This is a genomic window from Phenylobacterium sp. (genome assembly GCF_016124325.1).
Taxonomy (GTDB): domain Bacteria; phylum Pseudomonadota; class Alphaproteobacteria; order Caulobacterales; family Caulobacteraceae; genus Phenylobacterium.
In genome coordinates this window covers 11,853-37,022 of record NZ_WGNY01000002.1, presented here as the reverse complement: position 1 = coordinate 37,022, position 25,170 = coordinate 11,853, and the positions used below count along the sequence as shown (strand labels likewise).

The 25,170-nt window shown below is 71.9% G+C and carries 21 protein-coding genes and 1 tRNA gene; 12 read left to right on the top strand and 10 right to left on the bottom strand.

All coding sequences use genetic code 11. The features are described from left to right. Window positions 1-47 precede the first annotated feature (47 nt). Window positions 48-872, top strand: coding sequence for a transglycosylase SLT domain-containing protein (locus GC203_RS00515; protein WP_293450332.1), 825 nt, complete (start codon window positions 48-50; stop codon window positions 870-872). 6 nt (window positions 873-878) lie between these two features. Here the strand turns inward: GC203_RS00515 and GC203_RS00510 are convergent, their stop codons facing one another. Further along, window positions 879-2,252 carry a PLP-dependent aminotransferase family protein gene (locus GC203_RS00510; protein ID WP_293450219.1) on the bottom strand — a complete coding sequence of 458 codons (1,374 nt, stop codon included), beginning with the start codon at window positions 2,250-2,252 and terminating at the stop codon, window positions 879-881. An 88-nt stretch (window positions 2,253-2,340) separates the two neighbouring features. Between GC203_RS00510 and GC203_RS00505 the strand changes: the two genes are divergently transcribed. Next, on the top strand, window positions 2,341-2,760 hold the full coding sequence (locus GC203_RS00505) for a DUF983 domain-containing protein (protein WP_293450217.1): 420 nt from the start codon (window positions 2,341-2,343) through the stop codon (window positions 2,758-2,760). 43 nt (window positions 2,761-2,803) lie between these two features. Here GC203_RS00505 and GC203_RS00500 read toward each other — a convergent pair whose 3' ends face one another. The 3 genes from GC203_RS00500 to GC203_RS00490 form a co-directional block, all read right to left on the bottom strand. Next, the gene (locus tag GC203_RS00500) at window positions 2,804-4,213 is read right to left on the bottom strand and encodes an HWE histidine kinase domain-containing protein (protein ID WP_293450215.1); all 1,410 of its coding nucleotides are present in this window, start codon (window positions 4,211-4,213) and stop codon (window positions 2,804-2,806) included. 68 nt (window positions 4,214-4,281) lie between these two features. After that, window positions 4,282-5,478, bottom strand: coding sequence for a CoA transferase (locus GC203_RS00495; protein WP_293450213.1), 1,197 nt, complete (start codon window positions 5,476-5,478; stop codon window positions 4,282-4,284). A gap of 44 nt (window positions 5,479-5,522) precedes the next feature. Further along, window positions 5,523-7,280 (bottom strand): ATP-binding protein, encoded by a 1,758-nt coding sequence (locus tag GC203_RS00490; RefSeq protein ID WP_366501243.1) that lies wholly within the window; start codon window positions 7,278-7,280, stop codon window positions 5,523-5,525. 167 nt (window positions 7,281-7,447) lie between these two features. Between GC203_RS00490 and GC203_RS00485 the strand changes: the two genes are divergently transcribed. The 3 genes from GC203_RS00485 (at window position 7,448) to GC203_RS00475 (ending at window position 10,345) form a co-directional block, all read left to right on the top strand. Beyond that, window positions 7,448-8,587 carry a DUF2336 domain-containing protein gene (locus GC203_RS00485; RefSeq protein ID WP_293450211.1) on the top strand — a complete coding sequence of 380 codons (1,140 nt, stop codon included), beginning with the start codon at window positions 7,448-7,450 and terminating at the stop codon, window positions 8,585-8,587. A 54-nt stretch (window positions 8,588-8,641) separates the two neighbouring features. Then, window positions 8,642-9,460, top strand: coding sequence for an NUDIX domain-containing protein (locus GC203_RS00480; RefSeq protein ID WP_293450209.1), 819 nt, complete (start codon window positions 8,642-8,644; stop codon window positions 9,458-9,460). Between the two features lie 111 nt (window positions 9,461-9,571). Continuing rightward, entirely contained in the window at window positions 9,572-10,345 is a 774-nt protein-coding gene (locus GC203_RS00475; protein ID WP_293450207.1) for an SDR family oxidoreductase, read from the top strand. Window positions 10,346-10,422: 77 nt separating this feature from the next. On the opposite strand, the gene GC203_RS00470 is transcribed toward GC203_RS00475, so the two are convergent. The 3 genes from GC203_RS00470 to GC203_RS00460 form a co-directional block, all read right to left on the bottom strand. Then, on the bottom strand, window positions 10,423-10,908 hold the full coding sequence (locus tag GC203_RS00470) for an Hpt domain-containing protein (RefSeq protein ID WP_293450205.1): 486 nt from the start codon (window positions 10,906-10,908) through the stop codon (window positions 10,423-10,425). A 96-nt stretch (window positions 10,909-11,004) separates the two neighbouring features. Then, on the bottom strand, window positions 11,005-11,781 hold the full coding sequence (locus GC203_RS00465; protein WP_293450203.1) for an NAD kinase: 777 nt from the start codon (window positions 11,779-11,781) through the stop codon (window positions 11,005-11,007). Between the two features lie 47 nt (window positions 11,782-11,828). Next, window positions 11,829-12,938 (bottom strand): DUF2336 domain-containing protein, encoded by a 1,110-nt coding sequence (locus tag GC203_RS00460; protein WP_293450201.1) that lies wholly within the window; start codon window positions 12,936-12,938, stop codon window positions 11,829-11,831. A 116-nt stretch (window positions 12,939-13,054) separates the two neighbouring features. On the opposite strand from GC203_RS00460, the gene glpK reads away from it, so the two are divergent. After that, entirely contained in the window at window positions 13,055-14,554 is a 1,500-nt protein-coding gene (gene glpK / locus GC203_RS00455; RefSeq protein WP_293450199.1) for a glycerol kinase GlpK, read from the top strand. Here glpK and selD read toward each other — a convergent pair. Next, window positions 14,551-15,606, bottom strand: coding sequence for a selenide, water dikinase SelD (selD, locus tag GC203_RS00450; protein ID WP_293450197.1), 1,056 nt, complete (start codon window positions 15,604-15,606; stop codon window positions 14,551-14,553). The genes glpK and selD overlap by 4 nt on opposite strands. A 38-nt stretch (window positions 15,607-15,644) precedes the next feature. Between selD and mnmH the strand changes: the two genes are divergently transcribed. The 4 genes from mnmH (at window position 15,645) to GC203_RS00430 (ending at window position 22,159) form a co-directional block, all read left to right on the top strand. After that, complete coding sequence (mnmH, locus tag GC203_RS00445; RefSeq protein WP_293450195.1) at window positions 15,645-16,730, top strand: tRNA 2-selenouridine(34) synthase MnmH; 1,086 nt, start codon at window positions 15,645-15,647, stop codon at window positions 16,728-16,730. A 28-nt stretch (window positions 16,731-16,758) separates the two neighbouring features. Beyond that, a complete protein-coding gene (locus GC203_RS00440; RefSeq protein ID WP_293450193.1) occupies window positions 16,759-17,529 on the top strand; it encodes a class II aldolase/adducin family protein in 771 nt (256 codons plus the stop codon). A gap of 206 nt (window positions 17,530-17,735) precedes the next feature. Next, a complete protein-coding gene (locus tag GC203_RS00435) occupies window positions 17,736-18,926 on the top strand; it encodes an efflux RND transporter periplasmic adaptor subunit (RefSeq protein WP_293450191.1) in 1,191 nt (396 codons plus the stop codon). Continuing rightward, complete coding sequence (locus tag GC203_RS00430; protein ID WP_293450328.1) at window positions 18,926-22,159, top strand: efflux RND transporter permease subunit; 3,234 nt, start codon at window positions 18,926-18,928, stop codon at window positions 22,157-22,159. The genes GC203_RS00435 and GC203_RS00430 overlap by 1 nt, the downstream gene beginning before the upstream one ends. A gap of 221 nt (window positions 22,160-22,380) precedes the next feature. On the opposite strand, the gene GC203_RS00425 is transcribed toward GC203_RS00430, so the two are convergent. Both GC203_RS00425 and GC203_RS00420 read right to left on the bottom strand, forming a co-directional pair. Then, entirely contained in the window at window positions 22,381-22,884 is a 504-nt protein-coding gene (locus GC203_RS00425) for a cytochrome c family protein (RefSeq protein ID WP_293450189.1), read from the bottom strand. A gap of 83 nt (window positions 22,885-22,967) precedes the next feature. Next, the gene (locus tag GC203_RS00420) at window positions 22,968-23,420 is read right to left on the bottom strand and encodes a YaiI/YqxD family protein (protein WP_293450187.1); all 453 of its coding nucleotides are present in this window, start codon (window positions 23,418-23,420) and stop codon (window positions 22,968-22,970) included. A gap of 92 nt (window positions 23,421-23,512) precedes the next feature. On the opposite strand from GC203_RS00420, the gene GC203_RS00415 reads away from it, so the two are divergent. Both GC203_RS00415 and GC203_RS00410 read left to right on the top strand, forming a co-directional pair. Then, a tRNA-Thr gene (locus tag GC203_RS00415) sits at window positions 23,513-23,588 on the top strand. A gap of 95 nt (window positions 23,589-23,683) precedes the next feature. Then, window positions 23,684-25,093: an amidase gene (locus tag GC203_RS00410; RefSeq protein WP_293450326.1), complete on the top strand. Its 1,410-nt coding sequence runs from the start codon at window positions 23,684-23,686 to the stop codon at window positions 25,091-25,093. Window positions 25,094-25,170 lie beyond the last annotated feature (77 nt).

Sequence of the window (25,170 nt, the reverse complement as noted above, 5' to 3'; positions counted from 1 at the left end):
GCCCGGGGCTTAGCGGCGCATTAACCATGATCGACGACTCCATGGGCATGGCCGTGGAAGGCATCAGAGGCATCGTCGAAGCCGCCATCCAGCGCGCGTCCAAGGCGACGGGCGTGGATTTCGGGTTCCTGATGAAGACCGCCGGGCGCGAAAGCGGGATGAATCCGCACGCCAAGGCCTCCAGCTCGTCGGCGGCCGGCCTCTTCCAGTTCGTCGAGCAGACCTGGCTGTCGACCCTCAAGCAGCACGGATCGAAGTACGGCTACGCCCGCTACGCCGACCTGATCTCCAGGGGCGCGGACGGCCGCTATCACGTGGCGGGCTCGGAGGCCCGGCGCGCGGTCATGGACCTGCGCATGGACCCGCACGCCGCCTCGCTCATGGCCGGCGAGCTGGCCTCGGATCACGCCGCCTATCTGAAGGGCCGCACGGGCCGCACGCCCACCGCAGGCGAACTCTACGCCGCCCACTTCCTGGGCCCCAAGGGCTCGGCCCGGCTGATCGAGGCGGTCCAGACCAGGCCCGAAGCCTCCGCCGCGGCCCTGTTCCCCGACGCGGCCCAGGCCAACCGCTCGATCTTCTACCGCCAGGGGCGGGCGGCGACCGTTGGCGAGGTCTACGCCAATCTCACGCGCACCGCCGGCGCCCAGGACGGCGTCGCGCCCGCCTCCGCGCCCGAGCCCCAGGACGGCGGGTTCATCCAGTACGCCTCGACGCGCCAGAGCGCCCGGGCGCGCCAGCAGGACGCCCTGGTGGCCATGATCCTGCAAGGCTCGCAACCGGCCGACCAGCTGGGCGTGGGCAGCCGGCTGGCGGGCTCGCTGTTCACCAGCGAGATGCTGAAGCTCTTCTCGGACAGCCGCGAGAGCTAGGTCGCTTCAGACGACCGCCGACCGCGAGGGCGGCGCTTCGGCGACCAGCGCGGCCAGCGCCCCCAGCGCACGTTCCAGCGACGCGCGACGCGCGGGTCCGCCGAGCGAGAGGCGGGCGCCCGCGCCGCCGCCGGGCCCCGCGCGGAACGCTTCAGAGGTCACCAGCGCCAGGCCCCGCGCCTGGCCCTCGGCGCGCAGCCGCTCGGAGGCGGCCTCGTCGGCCAGCGGCAGCCAGACGTGCAGGCTCTGCGGCGCGCCCACAGCGCCCGGCAGCCGGCGCGAGGCGATCTCGCGGCGGGCGATGGCCTCGGCCCGGACCCCGGCGAGCACCGCCTCGGCCGTCCCGTCCTGCATCCAGCGGGTGGCGACGGCGACCATCAGCGGCGCGGGCATCAGGGCGACGGCGCGCAGGGCGTCGGTCGTGCGATCGGCCCAGCCGGGCGGGCAGACCAGGTAGGCGACGCGCAGGCCGGGGCTCAGGGTCTTGGCCAGCGTCGCCACGTGGAAGGTCCGCTCGGGCGCCAGCGCGGCGAGCGCAGGAAGCGGCGTCTCGAGAAGGCGGGCATAGGGGTCGTCCTCGACGATCCAGGCCTCCTCGGCCGTCGCGATGCGGGCGATCTCGCGGCGGCGGGCCGGGGTCGTGGTCGTGGTGGTCGGGTTCTGCAGGGTGGGGACCAGATAGATCGCGGCGGGCCGCTCGCGCGCGCAGATCTCCGCCAGGGCGTCCGGGACGAAACCGGCGTCGTCGGTCGGGCAGGGGACCAGCCGCAGCCCCAGATGGTGGGCCAGCCCGATCGCGCCGGGATAGGTCAGGGGCTCGACGACCAGCGCGTCGCCCCGGCGGCGCAACATCGACAGGACGGCGGCCAACGCCGCCTGCGCCCCCGGCGCCACCAGCACCCGATCCGGCTCGACCTCGCCGAGAGCGGGCGAAAGCCAGTGCGCGCCCGCCGCTCTCTGGCCGGCCGCGCCGAACCCCGGGTGATAGCCCATGAGGATGGCGGGATCGGCGTGGGCCAGGATGTCGGCGCTGGTGGCCGCGAGCAGTCGCCCGAGCGCCAGGCCGTGGGGCGGCGGCGGCAGGTTCATGGTGAGGTCGACCAGCCCCGCCTCGTCGGCGTCTTCGGCGGGCGCGCGGACGAAGGTGCCGCGGCCGACCGTCCCGTCCGCCAGGCCGCGCTGGCGCGCCGTGGAGTAGGCCCGGGTGACGGTGGTGAGGTCGACGCCCAGCCGCGCGGCGACCTGGCGCTGGGGCGGCAGCCGGTCGCCGGGCTGCAGATCGCCCGACCGGATCGCCTGGGCCAGGGCCTCGACGATCGCCAGGTAGATTGGGCCGCCGCTCGCGCCCACCCGGTCCAGCCATCCGACGTTCAGCGACATCACGAAATCCTTGCGTTTCGTCGATGAATCCATACATTAGTGAAGCAATGTATGCATACATTGCAGATTGTATGGAAAGGTCGACGCCATGACCAGCCAGGCCGGCAAACTCTCCTCCATCAGCGTGGGCCTCCGCTGCCGTTGCCCGCGGTGCGGCGAGGGCCACCTGTTCAAGGGGTTCCTCAAGCTCTCCGACCGCTGCGAGGCGTGCGGCCTCGACCTCGCCTTCGCCGAACCGGCCGACGGGCCCGCCTTCTTCGTCATGAGCGGCGTGGGGATCGTTGTGGTCGCCCTCTGGGCGATCTGGGCCGCCTCGTTTCAGCCCCCGATCTGGGCCCAGTTCGCGGTGGTGATGCCGGCCCTGCTGGGCGGTTGTCTCGCGACCCTGCGGCCGGTCAAGGCCTGGCTGGTGGCCGAGCAGTTCGTCCACAAGGCCGCCGAGGCCGAATGGCTGAGCACCGGCGTGCACGGCCGCGCGCCCGACGGCTACAATCCCGGCCGCTTCTGAGCGCGCCGCCGCCGCCGACCAGCGGGCTCGACGGCGTGCGAGCCTAACCCGCGGGCCGCGCTTCGCTCTCCAGGAGCGGGAACTCCATCTCGCAGACCACGCCCGCCGGGTCGAACGCGATCCGCGCCGCCCCGTGCAGGCCAGTGGACAGGCTGCGGGTGATCATCCGGGCGCCGAAACCGCGCCGCCTGGCCGGCTGGACCGGCGGCCCGCCGCGCTCGGTCCAGACCAGACGGAGCTGCGGGACGCCGTCCTTCTCGTGACGGTCCCAGACGACCTCCACCGAGCCGCCGGCCGCCGACAGGGCCCCGAACTTCCCCGCGTTGGTGCAAAGCTCGCCGACCGCCATGCCCAGGGCCACGGCGCGGTTGGGCCGGAGCTGGATGTCGGGCCCCGACAGCCGGAACGCGACGTCGCCATCGCGCTCGTAGGGCTTGAGCTGCTCGGCGACGATGTCGGCGATGTGGGCGCCGGACCAGTCGTTTCGGGTCAGGACGTCGTGGCTCTGCGACAGCGCCATGATCCGTGCGGTCAGCGCCTCGTTGAACGCCCCCGGGGTGGCGGCGGTGCGCAGCGTCTGGGCGACGATCGACTGCACGCTGGCCAGGGTGTTCTTCACCCGGTGATTCAGTTCGCGGATCAGCAGCGACTGGGTGGCCTGATGCTCGCGGCGGATCGTCAGGTCGCGGACCACGGCGCAGACCAGGCCCTCGGAACTGCCTGGAAGACGGCTGAGATTGGTCTCGATGGGGAACTCCGACCCGTCGCGGCGCAGGCCATGCATCGCCTCGCCGTCGCCCATCCGCCGGCGCCCGCCCTTGGCGGCGAAGACGGTGATGCGACCCTGGTGATGATCGCGGAACCGCTCGGGCATCAGCATGTCCACGGTTCGCCCGAGCAAATCGCTGCGGTCGTAACCGAACAGCCGCTCGGCCTCGGCGTTCACCAGCACGATGCGCTCGGCGCTGTCGCTGATCACGATCGCGTCCGGCGCCGCCTCGAGCAGATCGCGGAAACGGGCCTCGCTGGCCTGGAGATCGCTGTTGAGGACCTCGACGCGCGCCAGCGCGGCCTGTGAACGCTGGGCCGCGGCCAGAAGGGCCGAGATCAGCGCCACGTCCCAGAGCGCGATGACCGCGAACATGGCCAGGCCGGAGTTCGTCCTGGCCTGGAGGTCGCCGCCGTAGAGATGCGCCGCGCCGGCCGCGAGGACGACCGCCAGCAGGCCGGGCAGGGGCCCGGAAAGCAGGGTCGCGGCGCCCACCGCCGGCAGCAGGATGATGAAGTGCGCGCCGTCCAGCCACGGAGCCGAGGCCGAAGCGAGCAGGGCGCCGGCGGCGACGCACGCCACGGCGATTCCGACGCGGGCCACCGGCTCGCCGGCTGGCGAGCGCCCACGCCTCAGGACCCCGTCGCGCAGCAACGCGGCCGCCAGGGGCCTGACAATCTGCATCTCGCCTTCTCTGGCGGGTTCGCAAACCTCGGCCTTGATCGAGATCAAGGCGGCGTCCGCGATTCCCGCTAGGCGGCCGCGCCGTCCGAGAACATCGATTCGACGTCGGCCTCGCTGTAGCCCATCTCCAGGAGCACTTCGCGGGTGTGTTCGCCCAGGCGCGGGGCGCGCGGCCGCACCTCGGCGTCGGCTCCGGGGAAGCGGGCCGGCGCGGCGGGCGAGCGGTAGGTGCCGCCCTGGCCGTCCTCCACCGCGACGAAGGCGCCGGCGGCGGCGATCTGCGGGTCCTTGTCCACCTCGGCGGGCGTCTGCATCGGGGCCCAGACGAGGTCGGCTTCGTCGAGCCGCCGCGCGATCTCGGCCATCGGCATGGCGGCGAAGGCGGCGTCGAGCTCGGCCGCCAGTTCGCGGGCGTTGGCGCGGCGGGCCTTGCCGCTGGCGAACCGCTCGTCGGTGATCAGGTCGGGCCGCCCGGCCACCTTCAGGAACGCCTCCCAGCCGCCGGAGCCGCCGCGCGGATTGTGCACGAACCAGTGGTCGTCGGCGCTCTTGAAGTGGTTGGCCAGCGCGTTGATCGGGTTGTCGCGCGGGCGCACCGAGGCGACGCGGCCGAACTTGAGCTGCACCGCCAGGTCCGAGCCCCAGAGGTAGACGCCGGTGGCCAGCAGCGACGTCTGCACCAGCCGGCCCTTGCCGGTCTTCTCCCGCTCGTAGAGGGCGGCCAGGATCGCCGACACAGTGGCCAGCGACGTCGAGTGGTCGCCCATGCCCGAGGTGCGCATGAACGGCTCGGCGCCCTTGGGCGCGGTCATGTAGCCGATGCCCGAGCGCGCCCAGAAGGCGGTGACGTCGAAGCCGGGCAGGTGGGCGTCGGGACCTTCCAGCCCATAGCCGGTGATCACCGCGTAGACGAGCCGGGGGTTGATCTTGCGCAGCGTGGGTTCGTCCAGGCCGTACTTCTTGAGCGACGCCGGGCGGGTGTTGGTCAGGAAGACGTCCGCGGTCTCGGCGAGCTTGGCCAGGGCGTCGCGGCCGGCGGGCTTGGTGATGTCCAGGACCACGCCCCGCTTGCCACGGTTGTCGAGCTCGAACGTCGGGTTGGCCCCGAGGTCGTTCTTCAGGTCGGCGAACACGTGGCGCATGTTGTCGCCGCCGGGGCGCTCCACCTTGATCACCTCAGCGCCCCAGTCGCCCAGGATGGCGGCCGCGCCGGGGCCGGCGATGTAGGCGGTGAAGTCGACGACCTTCAGACCCTTGAGCAGCACGCGTACCCTCCCTTTTGAGGGTCCCTTGCCACAGAACGGCGGGCCTAGGCTACCGCCCGGTCGTTGGCGGGCGCCGAGGGGGCCATGGCCTCGGCGATGGCGCGCGCCACCGCCGGCGCGGTCGCCGGCCGGCGGAGCAGGGCGTCGGCCCCGGACGTCAAGGCGGCCTCGGCCTCCTCGGCCTCGCCGTCGGCCAGGGCGATGATGGGCGTTCGGGCCGCCGCGCCGGGCAGGGCGCGCAGGCCCGCGACGGCGGCGGGATCGGCGGCGACCACGAGGTCGAGGTCGCAGACACGCGCGAGCTCCACGGCGCGGCTGGCGTCGGCGGCGTGCACCACCTGATGGCCCAGCTGCTCGAGGCTGGCGCGCAGCATCGCCGCCGGCAGGGCTTCGGGTTCGAGCGCCAGGATCCTCAGTCGCCGAGCGTCGGGCGCGGTCAGCGCCGGGGCGGCGGGCGCCTGGGCCGGGGTCGCCGTGGCGTCGAACGGCAGGTCGAGGGTGAAGCAGCTCCCGATCCCGCGCGCGCTCTCGATGCGGAGTTCGCCGTCCATCAGCCGGGCCAGCTGGGCGGCCAGCGGCAGTCCCAGGCCCGCGCCGGGGCTGCCGGCGCTGGTGCGCGTCACGCGCCGGAACGGCTGCAGCGCCCGGGCGACCTCGTCGTCGTCGAGCCCTGGCCCGGTGTCGGCCACGGCCACCGAGATCCGGCCCGCCGACGGGCGGCTCAGCCGCACCTCGATCCGACCGCGCAGCGTGAACTTCACGGCGTTGCCGATGAGCGCGGAGAGCACCTGGCGGGCGCGGGCGGGATCGGCTGCCGCGGCCCCTCGCGCGTCGGCGAGGTCCGGCTCGATGTGGAGCGACAGTTCCAGCCCCTTGGCGGCCGCCGCCGCGCGATGGGCGGCGACCAGGTCCACGGCCAGGGCGGCGAGGTCGATCGGGCGGGCCTCGACGGTCAGGCGGCCGGCCTCGGCGTTCTCGGCGTCGACCGTGGTCTCCAGCACGTTCAGCAGGTCGTTCACGGCGTCGAGGGCGGCGGCGATCTGCTGGCGCGAGGGGGCGGCGCGGCTGCGGCCGGCGGCCGAGCCGAGGAGATGGGCCACGCTGGCGAGGCCGTTGCGGATCTCGTCGGAGAGGGTGGAGACGAGGTCGGACTTCGAACGGGCCAGCCGGCGGGCGGCCTCGGCCTGTTCGGCGCGTTCGGCGATCAGCGTCTCGCGTTCGGCGGCCAGGGCGAACTGACCGCGCAGGATCGTGTTGACCAGCAGCGCCAGGGCGAGGGCCAGGGCGGCCGCGGCGATGGCGGCCGGCCCCAGAGGGGGCGCGTGATCCCGGAACGCGAAGGCCGCCAGCGGGGCGGCCAGCGCCGCCGGCGCCACGATCAGCAGGCTCGGCAGCCAGGGCGCGGTGAAGACGACGCAGACGATGGCCGCGCCCAGGGCCAGCAGTTCGAGGGTGTCGCGGGCGGGACCCGCCCCCTCGGCGAAGAGGGTGAGTTGGGCGATGGCGGCCGCCCAGATCAGGCCGCCCAGGATCTGCACGCGCGCGCGCCTGCGGGCATTCGCCGCATCGGGCGTCTTCAGCCAGCCGACCACGGCGTAGAAGGCGCCCCAGCCGAGCGCGAACACCGCGAACGACGCGCTCATCCAGGCGGCGTTCGCGGCATGGCTCGCGACCCAGACGAAGATCGGCAGGCAGACGCCAAACGCCAGCAATGCATAGGGAAGCAGCGCCGCCTGGGCTTTCATGCCCTCCTGGCCGAGGCCCGGCCCGGCGGGGCTTTCGGAGGCTGTCGTGAGGCGCACGGCCGGATCCTGCGAAGCTTGGAACGCCCGTCGTAGGGCTCCAGCCGTTCGCGCGGCGTTACGTGAAATCCTTAATCCCGAGATTCCCCGGCAACGCCTCGTTAAGCTTCACCGCCCACTCTCGATTCGTGCGATTTGGGGCGTAATTCGGGAGGGGCTTCCAGGGCATGGCGACCACGCGCACAGCGCTGACGGATTCCGATATCCGCACGCTGGTGAAAGGCGCCACGCCGGACGAACGCGCGCTCGCGGCCCGCAAGCTCTGCGGCAACATGCGGCGCGAGGGGCTCAGCGACGAGGATCGCGCCCTGGCCGCCGACATCCTCCGCGTGATGGCGGCGGATGCGACCGAGCTGGTCCGCGGGGCGATCTCCGAGACTCTCCAGGCGTCGCCGATCGTGCCGCGCGACGTGGCCCTGCGCCTGGCGCGCGATGTCGAGAGCATCTGCCTGCCGATGCTGGCGTTCTCGCCGGCCTTCACCGACGACGACCTCGCCGAGATCGTCCGCCTGGGCGGCCCGGTGCGGCAGGTGGCCATCGCCAAGCGCCCGACCCTCTCGCCGAAAGTCACCGACAGCATCGCCGAGCATGGCGGCGAGCGCGCCGTCACCGCGGCCTGCGCCAATCCCGGCGCGGAGTTCGGCGAGAAGGGGCTGGGCCGCGTGATCGAGCGGTTCGAGGCCTCCGAGCGCGTGCTGGCCGCTGTGGCCTATCGCAACGCCCTGCCGCTCTCGATCACCGAGCGGCTGATCACCCTGGTGAGCGGCCAGGTCCGCCAGCACCTGGAGACCCACCACGCGCTCAGCGCCGAGGCGGCGCTGGAGATCGCCACCGGCGCGGCCGAGCGCGCCACCGTCGACATCGTCGACCAGGCCGGGCGCGCGGCGGACGTCCGCGGTCTGGTGACCCATCTCAACGTCGAGGGCCGGCTCACCGCCTCGCTGCTGCTGCGCGCGCTGGCGCACGGCCACATGACGTTCTTCGAATGGGGCGTGGCCGAACTGGCCGGCGTGCCCCATCATCGCACCTGGTTGATGATCCACGACGCGGGGCCCCTGGGCCTGCGGGCCATCTACGAGCGGGCCGGCCTGCCGGCGCGGCTGTTCCCGGCGTTCCGGGCGGCCGTGGACACCTTCCACTCCATGGAGTTCGACGGCGGCGCCAACGACCAGGCGCGCTTCCAGGAGCGGATGCTGCAGCGCTTCCTCACCCAGCCCCAGAGCGTCGCCCGGGAGGACGTGGACTATCTGCTCGACCGGCTGGGCCGGCCGCCCGAGGAAGCTCCGCAACTGGTGCTCGACGCCTGACCGGCGGCCACGCCGGACTCGACTTCCGCGCGGTCACCCCCGCAAGCTCGGGCCATGAGCGAAACGCCCCAAAGAGACGGGCCGCGGCAAGCGGCCGAAACCAGGCCCGCCGCCACCGTCCTGCTCCTGCGCGACGAGCCCGAGTTCCAGGTGCTGATGGTCAAGCGCCATCACCAGATCGACTTCGCCTCGGGGGCCCTGGTGTTCCCGGGCGGCAAGACCCACGCCGGCGACGCCGATGCGGCCTGGGCGGCCCATTGCGTCGGCTGGGACGCCTTCGACGACGAACAGCGCACGCTGCGCATCGGCGCGATCCGCGAGGCCTGGGAGGAGGCGGGCGTCCTGCTGGCCGAACACCACGACGGCCGCCATTTCGCCGAGGCCTGCGAGCTGTCGCTGCGGGAGGCCGTCGACCGGGGAGAGGTGGCCTTCCTCGACGTGGTGCGCGACCTGGGCGTGAGGCTCAGGCTGGATGCGCTCACCGTCTTCGCCCGGTGGATCACGCCGGTGATGATGCCCAAGCGCTTCGACACCTGGTTCTACGCGATCCGGGCGCCGGCCGATCAGGTGGCGGTGTGCGACGGGCGCGAGGCCGTCGACGCCGAGTGGATCGCGCCGGGCGAGGTGCTGCGGCTGGCCGAAGCCGGACAGAGGACGGTGATCTTCCCGACGCGGATGAACGTTCAGCTGCTGGCCGAGGCGGTCAGCGCCGACGACTGCGTGACACGGGCGGAAGCCCGAACTCTGGTCACCGTGCTGCCGACGGTCGAGCGGCGCGGGGAGGCGAACTTCCTGGTGCTGCCGCCGGACGCCGGCTACGGCGCCGTGGCCGAGCCGATGGAGCGCATCTCGGCGGAAGGTCGCCGGGGCTAGGCCTCGCCCGGTCCGGTTTGCTCGACCCGACGCCGCCCAGGGCCGGGCGGTGATTCTTGGCGCGGGCGTCCGCCGGACGATTCAACGACGCAGTTTTCAGGGTTGGTCGCGATGAAGTTGCTGGAAGACAAGGTGGTTTTCGTCACGGGCGCCGCCCAGGGGCTGGGGGCGGCCTATGCGGCGCATCTGGCGCGCGAAGGGGCCAGGGTGGTCGTGGCCGACATCAACGGCGCCGGCGCCACGGCCCAGGCCGAGGCGATCTCCCAGGATGGCGGCCGCGCCATGGCCGTGACCATCGACGTACGGGACGAGGCCTCGGTGGAAGCCGGCTTCGCGGCCGCCGTCGAGGCGTTCGGGCCGATCGACGTGCTCGTGAACAACGCGGGGGGCGTGTTCGGAGCCGGACCTTCGGAGACGTTCACGCTCGATCAATGGAACCAGCATCTGGCGGTGAATCTGACCGGCGCGTGGCTCTGCGCCCGCGCGGTGATCCCGTCGATGAAGGCGGCGCGGTCCGGGCGGATCATCAACATCACCTCGACGACCTTCGATCGAGGCCTGCCGACCGACATCACGCCCTACATCACGTCCAAGGGCGGGCTCGTAGGCCTCACGCGCTCGCTGGCGCATGAGCTCGGCGCCTTCGGCGTCACGGTGAACGCGGTCGCCCCGGGCCTGATCCCCATGAACAAGGCCACCGAAGGCCGCGTGATCAAGGGCGATCGGCTGAGCGCGATCGTGGACCTCGTCGTCAACCAGCAGTGCATCGTCCGGCCGGGAGAGGCTCGGGATCTGGTGGGCGCGGTGGCCTACCTGGCGTCGGACGCCGCCGCCTTCGTCACCGGGCAGGTCTTCAACGTCGATGGCGGCTGGGCGCACGGCTGATCGCGGCGGAGGCTCGGGCTCTCCGCGCAGGCGGCGATGACGATGTGTGCGGGCCCGCCGTCAGGCGGAGGTCGGCCTCAGGCGCCGAATTCCTTGATGCGGCCTTCCAGCTCCTGGACGAGGATCTTCCCGATCGGATGGTCGTCGGTCTTGATGTCGTCGCGGGCGGCGGCCTTGATCGCGTCGATGTGGGCGTCGATCAGGCTCATCGGGGCCTGCAGGCGCTTGGCCTTGTCGTCGATCAGGCGGCAGAGCAGGCCGGCGATGCGGGTGATCAGCGGGAATCCGTAAGTGGCGCCCAGGCCCTTGAGGTCATGGGCGCGCAGGTAGAGCGACTCCATGTTCTCGGCCGAGGGGCCGTCGCTGCGCACCGTCTGGCGCGCGCCTTCCAGCTTGGTGATCTCGTCGTTCAGCCACTGGGTGAAGTTGCCGGAAAGGCTCTTGAGCGCGGCCTCGGCCTTGGCGATCGCGGCCGGATCGATAGCGCCCAGACGACTGCCGCCGACCTTGAGTCGCAGCGCATTCGGCGCCTGGAACACTTGTCCGGTCTTCGGCTCGCTCACGTTGCATACTCCCGACGGCTCGCCGAAAAACGATAGGGTGAACTCGTTAACGAGCGATGAGGGCCGGGGCGTTTTGGGGGGGCTGGAGCCGCCCGGTCAGACCGAGAACTGCTCGGCGAGCACGCGTTCCTCGAGGCTGCGGCCGGCGTCGAACAGCATGCACAGCGCCACGTCGCGATCCTCGGCGATATAGACCTCCAGCACGTTGGGGGCCTCGAAGTTGTCGGCCACCGCGCTCACCGGCCGCTTCTCGGCTTCCAGCACCTCCAGGCGCAGGCGCGCGGTGTGGGAGAGCAGGGCGCCGCGCCACCGGCGGGGGCGGAAGGCGCTGATCGGCGTCAGCGCCAGGATCTTGGCGTCCAGGGGGATGATCGGGCCGTGCGCCGATAGATTGTAAGCCGTGGAGCCCATCGGCGTGGAGATCAGGGCGCCGTCGCAGATCAGCTCCGAGAGCCGCACCTTGCCGTCGACCGAGATGCGCAGCTTGGCCGCCTGGCGGGTGGTGCGCAGCAGGCTCACCTCGTTGAACGCGAGGGCTTCATGCGTCTGGCCGCTCACGTCCACCGCCTGCATCCGCAGCGGATGGATCTCGGCCTGCTCGGCGGCGTTGATACGGCCCAGCAGGTCTTCCTCGGCGAACTCGTTCATGAGGAAGCCGACCGAGCCGCGATTCATGCCGTAGATGGGCTTGGACGAGGCCATCAGCCCGTGGACGGTCTCCAGCATGAAGCCGTCGCCGCCGAGGGCCACGATCACCTGGGCGTCCTCGAGCCCGGCGTCGCCATAGCGTGCGACCAGCTTGTCCCGCGCCTCCTGCGCTTCAGGACGGTTGCTGGCCACGAAGGTGAGACGGGTGACGAACGACTTCCTCATCGGCGGCCAGAAACGCCGAAGCTTGCCGTCGTGTCAAAGGGTGTCGTTCAGGCGGCGAGCGATTTCGCGGCCTGGCGGAACGCCGCGCCCGCCACTTCGGGCGAAACCGGCGCGAACGCGACCGAGGCCTTGCGCGCGCCCGCCGCGCCGCCGCCGGGCCGGCCGTCGTTGAGCTTGCGGGCCATTTCGAGGATGTCCGGGAATACCGACCGGTCGATCCCCACCGCGGCGCAGGCGAGCGCCAGGAGCTCGGGACGGTCGGAGTCGAGGGTCGCCTGCACCTGGGCCGGCTCGAAGCCGCCCAGCACGGACAGCGCGCTGGCGAACAGGCCGAGGCGTCCCTCGCGCAGGGCCCGGATCAGGTAGCCCGCGCGAAGCTGGCCGGCCGAATGGAGCTTCTCGATCAGCCGCCGCTCCATGGCCTCGTGCTCGCCGTCGCGGCTGGTCCGCAGGGCCACCTCGCGGGACAGGCCGTGGTGGGCTTCGTTGACCGAGGCGGCCAGCGCCTCGTCGAGCACCGTCACGTCGAGGCGGAAGCGTTCCGCCAGACCCTGCCGCAGGGCCAGGCCGGCCCAGAGGTAGAGCCGCTTGGCGAGCTGGCCCGTCAGCTTGGGGTGCTCCACGAGCGGCGTGCGCAGGGCGGCGATCTGGCGCGACGCCTCCACCAGCTCGGCCATGTCGTCCGGCGAGAGCTCGGCCGTCTTGTTCCCCGCCAGGGCCGTGAGCACGGCCGGCTCGCCCTCGTCGAGGATCGCGCTGACCACCTGGTTCGAAAGGTGCGGGCGGCGGGCGACCTCGATCTGGTGCTCGATGGTCGCCTCGACCAGCAGGCGGATCAGGTCGGCGTCCTGCAGCACCGGGCTGCGGGCGATGATGGGGCGGGCGATCTCGATGTCGTCCAGCGCCAGGACGTTGACGAGCGCGTTGGGCGCCCAGTCGGCGGACGCGAGCTTCTGAGACAGGCGGTGGCGGATGTCGCGCTCGGCCTCGACCACGAGGCTCATGAAGATCGAGGAGAGCAGGGCCTGGATGGCGGGCGTCTTCATCGCCTCGCCGCCGCCGGGCGAATCGCACAGGTCCGCGATCGCCAGCAACAGGCGTTCTCGGTCCGCCGGCTGGCGGCTCTTGGCGAGATCGAGCAGACTTCCGCTGCTCAACGCGGGACTCAAGCCGGCCTCTCCATATTCTCAAAGCGAACTCGGCTGACGGCGAATGTGGTCTTGGCGGGTGAAGAGTTGTTTAAGGCGGCGGTGACGGGAGGAACGAGGACACCATGGCCGATCCGCTGATTCTGGCCCTGGATCAGGGTACGACCAGCACCCGCGCGATCCTGTTCACGGCCGACGGCCAGGCCCTGGCCGAGGCCGGGCGGCCGCTCGCCCAGCATTATCCCGCCGACGGCTGGGTGGAGCACGACGCCGAGGAGATCTTCGCCGCCTCGGTCGCTGTCCTGAAGGAGGCCATCGCCAAGGCGGGCCGCGAGCTGTCCGACGTCACCGCGATCGGGATCACCAACCAGCGCGAGACGGTGGTGGTCTGGGAAAAGGCCACCGGCCGGCCGATCCACAAGGCCATCGTCTGGCAGGACCGCCGCACCGAGCCGCTGTGCGCCAGGCTCCGGGCCGCCGACCTCGAACCGCGGGTGACCGCGATCACCGGCCTCCTGCTCGATCCCTACTTCTCCGGGACCAAGCTGGCCTGGCTGCTCGACAACGTGGCCGGCGCGCGGGCCGCGGCCGAGGCCGGCGAGCTGCTGGCCGGCACCATAGATGCGTGGGTGATCTGGAAGCTCACGGGCGGGCGGGTCCACGCCACCGATGCGACCAACGCCTCGCGCACCCTGCTGTACGACATCCGCGCGGCGGCCTGGTCGCCGGAGATGAGCGCGATGCTCTCCGTGCCGCTCGCCATGATGCCCGAGGTCCGCGACTGCGCCGGCGATTTCGGCGAGACCGATCCGGCGGTGCTCGGCCACGCCATCCCCATCCGCGGCGTGGCCGGCGACCAGCAGGCGGCGCTGATGGGCCAGGGCTGCGTGCGGCCGGGCGAGATGAAGGCCACCTACGGCACCGGCTGTTTCATGCTGATCAACACGGGGGAGGCGGCGCCGGTCTCCGAGGCCCGCCTGCTGACCACGGTAGCGGCCCAGGTCGGCGGGCGGACCACCTATGCGCTGGAGGGCGCGATCTTCATCGCCGGGGCGGCGATCCAGTGGCTGGGCGAAGGGCTGGGGATCGAGGGCGGTCCGCAGGCCGCCGAGGCCCTGGCGGCCGGGGCGCGAGACGATCTGGGGGTGGTGCTGGTGCCGGCCTTCACCGGCCTGGGCGCGCCGTGGTGGGACCCCGGCGCGCGCGGCGCCGTCTTCGGCCTGACCCGCGACGCCGGCCGCGCCGAGATCGCCCGGGCGGCCTTCGACGCCTGCGCCCTGCAGACCCGCGACCTCGTCGAGGCCATGCGGGCCGACGCGCCCGAGGCGTTCCGCGGCGACGTGGAGCTGCGCATCGACGGCGGCATGTCGCGGAGCGCCTGGTTCAGCCAGCGCCTGGCCGACCTCACCGGCGTCGCCGTCAGCCGCGCGATCTACCAGGAGACCACCGCCCTGGGCGCGGCGCTGTTCGCCGGGCTGGGCGCCGGCGTCTACCGCGATGTCGAGCAGGCCGCCGCCGCCCGGCCGAAGACCGAAGCCTATCCGCCGAAGATGTCGTCCGAGGCCCGCGAGCGCGCCTACAGCCGCTGGCTCGACGCCGTGCCGCGCGTGCGGACGACGGCCTAGGCGAGCCGAACTTCGGGCGCCTGTCCCGGCTCCAGGGCTGCGAGCCGGCCGACGACCGCGGCTTCGCGGAAGCCCAGGCCGCGCGCGGCCGCCAGCACCGCCTCGGCCGCCTCGGGCGCGGCGGCGATCAGCAGGCCGCCGCTGGTCTGCGGATCGGTCAGCAGGTCGCGCCGCCAATCCGGGAAGTCCGAAGGCTCGCGCACCCGGTCGCCGTAGCTCGCCCAGTTCCGTCCCGAGGCGCCCGTGCGCACGCCGCTCCGGAGGAACGCCTCCACGCCCGGCAGCAGGGCCGGCGCATCGGCGCGGATCTCGGCGGCGAGGCCCGCGCCCTCGGCCATCTCCAGGGCGTGGCCGATCAGGCCGAAGCCGGTCACGTCGGTCACGGCGTGGACGCCCGCGACGCCCGGCAGTTCGCGGCCCAGCACGTTCAGCTGGGTGGTCGCGGCGATCATGGCGTCGTAGCCCGCCGCGTCCAGCTTCTCCTGCTTGAAGGCCGCGCTGAGCACGCCCACGCCCAGAGGCTTGCTCAGGATCAGGACGTCGCCGGCCTGGCCGCCCCGGTTGGTCAGCACCCGGTCCGGATGCACGAGGCCCAGCGCCACGAGGCCGTAGATCGGCTCGACGCTGTCGATGGAATGGCCGCCGGCGACGGGAACGCCCGCCGCCGCGCAGACCGAGGCGCCGCCCGCGAGAATCCGGCCGATGACGTCGGGTTCCAGCTTGGCGACCGGCATGCCGACGATCGCCAGCGCCAGGATCGGGGTTCCGCCCATGGCGTAGACGTCGGACAGCGCGTTCGTGGCTGCGATCCGGCCGAAGTCGAAAGGATCGTCCACCACGGGCATGAAGAAGTCGGTGGTGGCCACCAGGGCCTGGGCGTCGTTCAGCCGCCAGACCGCCGCATCGTCGGACGACTCCGTGCCGACCATGAGGTCGGGAAACGCCGCGGCGGCCGGCATCCGGGCCATGATGTCTCGCAGCACCGCCGGCGCCAGCTTGCAGCCGCAGCCGCCGCCGTGGGCCAGCGAGGTCAGTCGAACCGTCTCCGCCATGGGCTCTCCATCGGAAAGAACCGGGCTATAGCACCGCCATGGCGCTGCAAGTCACCGAAGACGTCTCGGCCGAAGCCCTTTCGCGCTTCGACATGCTCATCGACGTGCGCAGCCCGGGCGAGTTCGCCGAGGATCACGTCCCGGGCGCGACGAACCTGCCGGTGCTCTCCAACGAGGAGCGGGCGGAGGTCGGGACGATCTACGTGCAGGAGAGCCGCTTCAAGGCCCGGCGGATCGGGGCGGCCTACGTCGCCCGCAATGTGGCCCATCACCTCCAGACCGCCCTGGCCGACCGGCCGGGCGGCTTCGCCCCGCTGGTCTACTGCTGGCGCGGCGGCATGCGGTCCAACGCCATGGCCACGATCCTGTCTCAAGTGGGATGGCGCACCACCGTGCTGTCGGGCGGCTATCGCACCTACCGCCGCCACGTCACCGCCCGGCTCTACGACGGCCGGCTCCCGCATCGCTTCGTGCTGCTGGACGGCGAGACCGGCTCGGCCAAGACCGAGATCCTGGCCCGGCTGGCGACGCGCGGGGCCCAGACGCTCGATCTGGAGGACCTGGCGGCCCACCGCGGTTCGCTGTTCGGCGCCATCCCCGGGCGGCCACAGCCGAGCCAGAAGCTGTTTGAGAGCCGCCTGCTCGCCGCGCTGGACGCCCTCGATCCCGCGCGTCCGGTGATCGCCGAGGCCGAGTCCAGCAAGATCGGCGACCGCATGCTTCCGCCCGCGCTGTGGACCCGCCTGGCCGAGGCTCAGCGAATCGAGTTGCAGGCCCAGGCGACCGACCGCGCGCGCTACCTCGTCCAGGCCTACGGCGACCTGATCGGCGACCGCGCCCGCCTCGAGGACGCGTTCGGGCGGCTGCCCGTCCATCCCAGCCGCGAGCGGATCGCCGGGTGGCGGGCCCTGGCCGACGCCGGTGACTTCGAGACCCTGGTGGGCGCGGTCATGGCGCTGCACTACGACCCGGCCTACCTGCGCGCCCGCAAGAAGCACGGCCGCCCGCCGCTGCGCACGATCCCGCTCCCTGGCCTCGACGCCGCCAGCCAGGAGGCCGCGGCCGATCGGATCCTCGGCGCCGTCGATGCGCTTGACGCCCCCGCTCCGGGGCGCGACTCTTAACGGCGATAACCAGCAAGGGGAGGCCGCCATGGCGGACGGGTCGGTCGCGGGCGTCGTGTCGCTCAAGGATAAGGTGAGCCCCGAGGAGTGGCAGGCGCGGGTCGATCTGGCGGCGCTCTACCGGCTGGTGGCGCTGTATGACTGGGACGACCTGATCTACACCCACATCTCCGCCCGCATCCCCGGGCCGGAACACCATTTCCTGATCAATCCGTACGGCCTGCTCTTCGATGAGATCACGGCCTCGTCGCTGGTGAAGATCGACCTGGAGGGCAACGTCCTCCAGGAAACGCCCTACTTCATCAATCCGGCGGGCTTCACGATCCACTCGGCGATCCACGACGCCCGGGAAGACGCCAAGTTCGTCATGCACCTGCACAGCGACCAGGGCGTGGCCGTGGCGGCGCAGAAGGAGGGCCTGCTGCCCCTGTCGCAGCATGCGCTGGTCGTCCTGCCTCACCTGGCCTACCACGACTACGAGGGCATCGCCCTCAACCTCGACGAGCGCGCGCGGCTGGTGGCCGACATCGGCGACAAATCCCTGATGCTGCTTAGAAATCACGGCACGCTCTCGGTGGGCGAGACGGCCGCGGAATGCTGGGTCGGGATGTTCTTCCTGGAGCGGGCCTGCAAGCAGCAGGTCATGGCCCTCTCGGCGGGACGCGACGGCGTGCTGATGGCTCCGAGCGCCTCGATCCGCGAGGTGAAGAACCAGACCGGGCGGGGAATCGGCGGCGGCCTGGCCTGGCCGGGATGCCTGCGGAAGCTGGACCGGGAGCTTCCCGGATACGACGCCTGAGCAGGGGTCGCCTCTAGTTTGGGCGCCCGCGCGCTTGGGGCGGGCGCGGGCGTGGCTTTCCGGCGACACGTTTCAGCGCCGAAATGCATAGCCATTCTGGTGTCATCCGGCCGGGTATATGCAGCCCGACCAACGAGCGCCTCGCGCTTGCCACAGAACCGCCAGACGAACGCCCGGCTTGAACGCGGGCGACGGAGCCCCACAGCTTGATCCGACGACATTTCTTCCTGGTCGCAGCCGTGGCGGTGCTGATCGTCATGGTGCTGGTCGGCGGCTTCAAGATCCTATCGAAGCGCGGCGACGCCGGCGGCGCGGCCGGTCCGGCCGCGGCGGGCGCCCCGCCCGGCAAGTCCGGGGGCGGCCGTCCTGGCGGCCGCGGGGGCATGGGCGGCGGGCCGACGCTCGTCTCCGTCGCGGTGGTGCAGTCGCGGCCGTTCCAGGACACCATCGAGGCGCTGGGCGTCGCCAAGGGCCGTCAGTCGGTCACCCTGACCGCGGCCGCCACCCAGCTGGTCCAGCGCGTCCGCTTCTCGGACGGCCAGCATGTGCCGAAGGGCGCCGTGCTGGTGGAGCTGAAGGACACCGAGCAGGACGCCGCGACCGCCCAGGCCGAGGCCCGGCTGGTCGAGGCCAAGCGCGCCTTCGAACGCTACAAGGCCCTGGGCGAACAGGGGTGGGCCTCGAAGGCCGCCGTGGACCAGTACGAAGCCGCCTGGCGCTCGGCCGAGGCCGACGTGGCGGCCGCGCGCGCCCGTCAGGCCGACCGCGTCATCCGCGCCCCCTTCGCGGGCGTGGTGGGACTCTCCGACGTGGCGCCCGGCGCGCTGGTCAATCCCGGCGCCCCGATCGTGACCCTCGACGACGTCTCGCTGATCCGCGTCGATTTCCAGGTGCCCGAGCGGTACCTGGCCCAACTGCACGAGGGTCAGACGATCCTGGCCACCGCCGACGCCTATCCCGGCGAAACGATCTCCGGCCGGATCGCGCGGCTGGATACGCGGGTGGACGAGCGGACCCGCGCGATCACCGCGCGCGCCGAGTTCTCCAACGCCGGCGGTCGGCTGAAGCCCGGGATGCTCATGCGCGTCGGCGTCTCGCGCGGCCAGCGCAGCAGCCCCAGCGCGCCTGAGACGGCGATCTCGGTGGAGGGCGACGCGGCCTATGTGTTCGTCCTCGAAAAGCGGGGCCAGATGACGATGGCCGAGCAGCGGCCGGTCGTGACCGGCGTCCGCCAGCAGGGCTATGTCGAGATCCTCGACGGGGTCCGGCCGGGCGACCGGCTGGTCGCCGACGGCCTCAACAAGGTCCAGCCCGGCCAGCCGGTGCGGATCGCCCAGGCGGGCGGCGCCGGCGCGGCCAAGGGAGCGCAGCCGGCCCGGCCGCGGCCCGGCGCATGATGCTCTCCGACATCTCGGTCCGCCGGCCCGTCTTCGCGGCGGTGGCGGCGATCATCCTCTGCGTCGTGGGCTTCGCGGCCTTCAAGTCGCTGACGGTGCGCGAGCTGCCCAGCGTCGATCCGCCCGTGGTGTCGATCTCCACCGACTATCGCGGCGCCTCGGCCGAGGTGATCGAGGAGCGGATCACCGAGGTGATCGAGCGCCAGGTGGCCGGCATCGAGGGCATCGACCGGATCAATTCGTCGTCCCGCGACGGCTCGTCCCGCATCAGCATCTCGTTCAAGCTGAGCCGCGACCTCGACGCCGCCGCCAACGATATCCGCGACGCGGTCAGCCGCGTGGCCGCCTCGCTGCCCGATCAGGCCGATCCGCCGCAGATCCGCAAGGCCACGGCGGACTCCTCGCCGATCATGTACCTGAGCTTCACGTCCTCGACGATGAACCGGCTCGAGCTCTCCGACTACGCCGAGCGCTACCTGGTCGAGCGGCTGTCCACGGTCCCAGGCGTCGCCAACGTCGGCGTCGGCGGGGAACAGCTCTATTCCATGCGCATCTGGCTCGATCCCGACGCCATGGCCGCCCACGGCATCACCGTGGAGGACGTCGAGACCGCGCTGAACACCCAGAACGCCGAGCTGCCGGCCGGTTCGCTGGAAGCGCCGACCAAGGATTTCACCATCCGCGTCGCGCGCGGCTATTCCACGCCCGCCCAGTTCGCCCGGCTGCCGGTCGTGCCCAGCCGCAGCCCCAGCACGGCCGCCGCCTCGGCGGCCCTCGGCGGAGCCGCCGCCGGGGCGGGCGCGGCCCAGGGCGCCACGCGCACCGTCGCCACGGCCGCCACCGGCCAGGACTACATCGTCCGGCTGGGCGACATCGCGCGCGTGGAGGAGGGACCCAGCGAGCCGCGGCGCCTGTTCCGATCCAACAATCGCGACCAGGTCGGCATCGCCATCTTCCGCCAGAGCCAGGCCAACGACCTGGAAATCTCGGATGGCGTCCGCGCCGCGGCGAAGGAGATCAACGCAGGCCTGCCCAAGGGCTCCAAGCTGGAGGTGGCGACCGACTACACCCTGTTCACCCGCGAGGCGATCCACGAGGTGTGGGTCACCATGGGCATCTCGCTGGCCTGCGTGGCCCTGGTGAACTTCCTGTTCCTGGGCACCTGGCGCGCGGCGCTCATCCCCTCGATCGTGGCGCCGATCTGCATCCTGTCGACCTTCATCGTCCTGGCCCCGCTGGGCTTCTCGATCAACCTGCTCACCCTCCTGGCCCTGGTGCTCGCCATCGGCCTCGTCGTCGACGACGCCATCGTGGTGGTCGAGAACATCCAGCGACGGATCGACGAGGGCGAGCCGCCCGTGGTCGCCGCCCAGCGCGGGGCGCGTCAGGTGTTCTTCGCCGTGGTGGCGACCACGGTCGTGCTGATCTCGGTCTTTGCGCCGCTGATGTTCCTGCCCGGGTTCATCGGCCGGCTGTTCGTCGAGCTGGCGGTGTCGGTGGCGGCCGCGGTCGCCTTCTCCGCGCTCCTGGCGCTCTCGTTCTCGCCGATGCTGGCGTCGCAGCTGCTGCGTCCGGCCAAGGGCTCGGGCGTGGTCGCGCGCTTCGTCGACGGCGCCGTTCACCGCCTGCGCAGTTCCTATCACGCCTCGCTCGAGGGGCTTCTGGGGCGGCGCTTCGTCTCGGTCGCGGCCTTCGCCCTGGTCAGCCTGCTGGCGCTGGCGGCCTATGGCGTCTTCAGCGTGCTCCCGCGCGAACTGACGCCCGACGAGGATCGCCGCCGCGTCTCGATCATGGTGGTGGGGCCGGAAGGCGCCGGCTTCGACTACACCCACGCCGCCGTGCAGAAGGTCGAGAACATCCTGATGCGCCACGTCCGCGACGGCACCCTGGACCGGTACGTCATGGCAATGCCGCGTTTCGGCGGCTCCAGTTCGTTCAACAGCGGCGGCGGCGCCGCGATGATGTCGGACAAGGCCACGACCTCGTCGCCCGAACTCGCGGCCAAGCTGAACCGGGAGATGTCATCGGTCACCGCGGTGCGGGCGATCGCGACCTCCGAGGGCGGCCTGCAGCGCGGCGGGCCCGGCGGCGGCGGCGGGTCGAGCCTCCAGGTCATCGGCACCGGGTCGGACTATCCGGAGATCGCGCGGCGCATGGAGCCGCTGCTGCGCGCGGCCGAGGCCAATCCCGGCCTGGGGCGGCCGCGCCTCGACTACGAGCCCACCAGCCCGCGGGTCGCCGTGCAGGTCGACCGGGACAAGGCCGCGGCCCTCGGGGTGTCGGCCCAGCAGGTCGGCCGGGCGCTGGAGACCATGTTCGGATCGCGCCGGGTGACCACCTACATCCGCAACGGCCAGGAATACGACGTCCTGCTCCAGGCCGAGCGCTCGCAGCGCGAGACCCAGCAGGACCTCAATAACCTCTACGTCCGTTCGGCCTCCGGCGAGCCCGTGCCGCTGGCCTCGCTGGTGACCAGCAAGGTGCGGGGCGACACGCCCGACCGGCCGCGGATCGACCGCCTGCGCTCGGTGACGCTCACCACCCAGCTCAACCCCGGCTACAGCATGGGCGAGGCCATCGACTTCTTCAAAGCCGAGGCGGGCAAGCAGCCCGGCGGCATGTCGCTGAAATGGGGCGGCGGCGCGCGCGACTACCTGGAGGCCTCGGGCTCGGTGGGCCTGGCGTTCGGCATGGCGCTGCTGCTCGTCTTCCTGGTGCTGGCCGCCCAGTTCGAGAGCTGGATCCACCCGGCCGTCATCATGCTGACCGTGCCCGTGGCGGCGGTGGGCGGGCTCTTCGGCCTGCTGATCGCCGACTCGTCGGTAAACACCTACAGCCAGATCGGCCTGATCATCCTCGTCGGCATCGCGGCCAAGAACGGCATCCTGATCGTGGAGTTCGCCAACCAGCTGCGCGACGAGGGGCTCACGGTCCGCGAGGCGGTGATCGAGAGCGCGTCGCTGCGCCTGCGGCCGATCATCATGACCTCGATCTCGGCGGCGGCCGGCGCGATCCCGCTGATCCTGTGGGGCGGCGCGGGCGGCGAGGCGCGCAAGACCATCGGCGTGACCATCTTCTTCGGGGCCATCTTCGCCACCATGGTCACGCTGTTCGTCGTGCCGGTGTTCTACAACCTGCTGGCGCGGTTCACGAAGTCGCCCATGGCCACGGCCCGCCGCATCGAGGCGTTCGAGGACGCCGAGCGGGCGCGGGTCGCCAACGCCGCGGAATAGCCGCCGCCACTGCGCCGACCCTCGAGAGGGCCGGCGCCAGGGAGCCTGCAAAAAGGGGGGGTGTCAGGTCCCCTGGGCCCGGCCGGCGACGGGGGCGCCGCCATTCGGATTGGGGTGTCGATCCAGACAGATGCTCTAAGTCGACGACCCCACCATGCCGCCGGTTCTTCTGCGCGTCAAGGTTGAAGACGTACGAAATATTGCGCTCATCGCGCGAGGAGCTACTGGGGCTTGTAGCCGGTCTTGACCATCACATAGGCGATCACGTCGGTCCGGTCCTTGGCGTCCTTCAGGCCCACGAACGACATCTTCGTGCCCGGCACCATGTCCTGGGGCTTGGTGATCCAGGTGTCGAGCTTGTCGGGGGTCCAGGTGATGTGGGACTCCTCCAGCGCCTCCGAGAACTTGAAGCCGTTGCGGCCTTCCCCGGCCTCGGCGCCGACGATGCGCCAGAGGTTCGGCCCGGTCATGTTGGCGCCGCCTTCCGGCAGGGTGTGGCACGACTGGCAGAGCGCGAACTTCGACTTGCCGTTCGACAGGTCGGCCGTGTTGTAGGGCGCGGGCAGGCTCGCCAGCAGCTTCTGGGCCTCCTCGTCGCTCGGCGCGGCCGCCGCGGTCGGCGCCGGGGCGGTTTCCGACTCGCCGGAGGTCGTTGTCTCGGACTTGCTGCAGGCCGCGGCGAACATGGCGAGGGCTGTGGCGGCGACGATCGGTCCCAGACGCATGAGGATCTCCGGTGAAAAATGCGGCGGCAAGCTAGCGCCGGCGCCGTCCGATGCAAGAGGCCCCGCGCGCGGGGCGGAAACCTCTATCCCAGGCGCCGCTTTTCACGGTTCACCGTCAGGTCCAGGGCCTGCAGGAAACGGGACCGGTCGGCCGCCGCGAAAGCCCTCGGCCCACCGGTGATCTCGCCGGTCGAGCGGATGTGCTCCATGATCGCGCGCTGGGCCAGCGCCGACCCGATCGAATCCGCGGTGAACGCCCGTCCATTGGGCGCGATCGCCGCGCCGCCCGCCTTCAGCACCCGGTCGGCCAGGGGGATGTCGTTGGTCACCACGATGTCGCCGGGCCGGACCTCCCCCGCGATCCAGTCGTCGGCCACGTCGGGCCCGGCGTCGACGATCATGCGCTTGATCGCCGGCGACGCCGGGATCTGGATGAACGAATTCGAGACCACCCACGTCGTCAGGCCGTAGCGGGCGGCCACCTTGTAGGTCTCGTCCTTCACGGGGCACGCGTCGGCGTCGATGAAGATCTGCATGCCGAGGCCTTAGCGCGAATGCAGCCGGCGCGCACCGAGCCCCTTGGCGCCGATGGCGCGAGCCCCCATAAGCGGCTCACCGCTTCGGGCGGGCCGGATTAGCTCAGCTGGTAGAGCAGCGGTTTTGTAAACCGAAGGTCGCGGGTTCGAGTCCTGCATCCGGCACCAGCCTTCGCTCCTGCATTATCACCCGTCACTTGGCGCATGGACCAGCGCCCCGCGCGCGCTATGGTCGGGAAAATGTCCAGGGGAGGGTGACCGACATGCGCTTCGACGAGTACCGCGCCCACGACGCCATCGGATTGGCGGAGCTGGTGGCGAAGAAGGCGGTCACGCCCGGGGAGCTGCTCAACACGGCGCTGGCCCGGATGGCCGAGGTCAATCCGAAGATCAACGCGGTCACCCGCGACATGAGCGACCTCGCGCGCGCCAATCCGCCCGCCGGAAGCGGCCCACTGGCCGGCGCGCCCTATCTGCTCAAGGACCTCGGCGCGGCCTACGGCGGCGTGCCCACCACCTACGGCTCGAAGATGTTCGCCGAGGTCGTCCCGGCCGCCGACAGCGCGATCACCCGGCTCTACAAGGCCGCCGGCCTCAACATCTTCGGCAAGACCAACACGCCCGAGTTCGGCCTGTGGCCGGTCACCGAGCCCGACCTGTTGGGCCCCGCCCGCAATCCCTGGGACCTGTCGCGCACGCCCGGCGGCTCGTCCGGCGGCGCCTCGGCGGCGGTTTCGGCGGGGATCGTCCCGGCCGCCCACGCCAGCGACGGCGGCGGCTCGATCCGCATCCCGGCGGCCTGCTGCGGCCTCTTCGGCATGAAGCCGTCGCGCGGGCGCGTGTCGTTCTCGCCGGCGGGCGAGGGGTGGGCCGGCGCCTCGATCCAGCATGCGGTCACGCGCTCGGTGCGCGACAGCGCCGCGCTGCTGGACGCGGTCTGCGCGCCGCAGCCCGGCGACCCCTATTTCCTGGCGCCGCCCGAGCGGCCGTTCCTGGAGGAGGCCGGGCGCGATCCGGGCAAGCTGCGCATCGCCTTCTCCGACAAGGCCCTGACCCCGGGCGCGAAGATCGACCCTGAGGTGGCCGAGGCCGTGCGCGAGGCCGCGCGGCTCTGCGAGAGCCTGGGCCATACGGTCGAGGAGGCGGACCTTCCGGGCGACCACGCCGCCATGCAGGCCGCCGCGCGCACCGCCATCTGGGCCAGCATCGCCGCCAACGTCGAGGCCGAGGCCGACCGCCGCGGCCGGCCCCTGCAGCCGGGCGAACTGGAGGCCGGCACCCTCGACGTCTACCAGCGCGGCAAGCAGACCCTGGGCTCGGACTATGTGCGCGCGGTCCAGACCATCCACGCCTATGGCCGCGCGGCCGCCTCGCTGTTCGAGCGCTACGACGTCTTCCTGTGCGCCACCCTCGGCCAGCCGGCGATCCCGATCGGCTGGCTGTTCGAGGACCCGGCCAAGGTCGTGGAGCGGCTGTTCGCCTACATGCCCAACACCCAGGCCTTCAACAATTCAGGCCAGCCGGCCATGAGCGTGCCGCTGGCCTGGAGCGCCTCGGGCCTGCCCATCGGCATCCAGTTCGTGACCCCCACGGGCGACGAGGCCACGCTTTTCCGCCTCGCCGGCCAGCTGGAGAAGGCGCGGCCCTGGTTCGACCGTATCGCGCCGCTCTAGCCGGCGACCAATCGCGAAGCTTGCACGGCCCTTGCTGCAATCCTGATGCAAGTCGGAAGTGCGTGCCGAGACGGGAC

Bases quoted from the DNA above. Each gene is read 5' to 3' on its own strand.
- GC203_RS00515 (WP_293450332.1), top strand. From the start codon at position 48: ATGGCCGTGGAAGGCATCAGAGGCATCGTCGAAGCCGCCATCCAGCGC.
- GC203_RS00510 (WP_293450219.1), bottom strand. From the start codon at position 2,252: ATGTCGCTGAACGTCGGATGGCTGGACCGGGTGGGCGCGAGCGGCGGC.
- GC203_RS00505 (WP_293450217.1), top strand. From the start codon at position 2,341: ATGACCAGCCAGGCCGGCAAACTCTCCTCCATCAGCGTGGGCCTCCGC.
- GC203_RS00500 (WP_293450215.1), bottom strand. From the start codon at position 4,213: ATGCAGATTGTCAGGCCCCTGGCGGCCGCGTTGCTGCGCGACGGGGTC.
- GC203_RS00485 (WP_293450211.1), top strand. From the start codon at position 7,448: ATGGCGACCACGCGCACAGCGCTGACGGATTCCGATATCCGCACGCTG.
- GC203_RS00480 (WP_293450209.1), top strand. From the start codon at position 8,642: ATGAGCGAAACGCCCCAAAGAGACGGGCCGCGGCAAGCGGCCGAAACC.
- GC203_RS00475 (WP_293450207.1), top strand. From the start codon at position 9,572: ATGAAGTTGCTGGAAGACAAGGTGGTTTTCGTCACGGGCGCCGCCCAG.
- GC203_RS00465 (WP_293450203.1), bottom strand. From the start codon at position 11,781: ATGAGGAAGTCGTTCGTCACCCGTCTCACCTTCGTGGCCAGCAACCGT.
- glpK (WP_293450199.1), top strand. From the start codon at position 13,055: ATGGCCGATCCGCTGATTCTGGCCCTGGATCAGGGTACGACCAGCACC.
- selD (WP_293450197.1), bottom strand. From the start codon at position 15,606: ATGGCGGAGACGGTTCGACTGACCTCGCTGGCCCACGGCGGCGGCTGC.
- mnmH (WP_293450195.1), top strand. From the start codon at position 15,645: ATGGCGCTGCAAGTCACCGAAGACGTCTCGGCCGAAGCCCTTTCGCGC.
- GC203_RS00440 (WP_293450193.1), top strand. From the start codon at position 16,759: ATGGCGGACGGGTCGGTCGCGGGCGTCGTGTCGCTCAAGGATAAGGTG.
- GC203_RS00430 (WP_293450328.1), top strand. From the start codon at position 18,926: ATGCTCTCCGACATCTCGGTCCGCCGGCCCGTCTTCGCGGCGGTGGCG.
- GC203_RS00425 (WP_293450189.1), bottom strand. From the start codon at position 22,884: ATGCGTCTGGGACCGATCGTCGCCGCCACAGCCCTCGCCATGTTCGCC.
- GC203_RS00420 (WP_293450187.1), bottom strand. From the start codon at position 23,420: ATGCAGATCTTCATCGACGCCGACGCGTGCCCCGTGAAGGACGAGACC.
- GC203_RS00410 (WP_293450326.1), top strand. From the start codon at position 23,684: ATGCGCTTCGACGAGTACCGCGCCCACGACGCCATCGGATTGGCGGAG.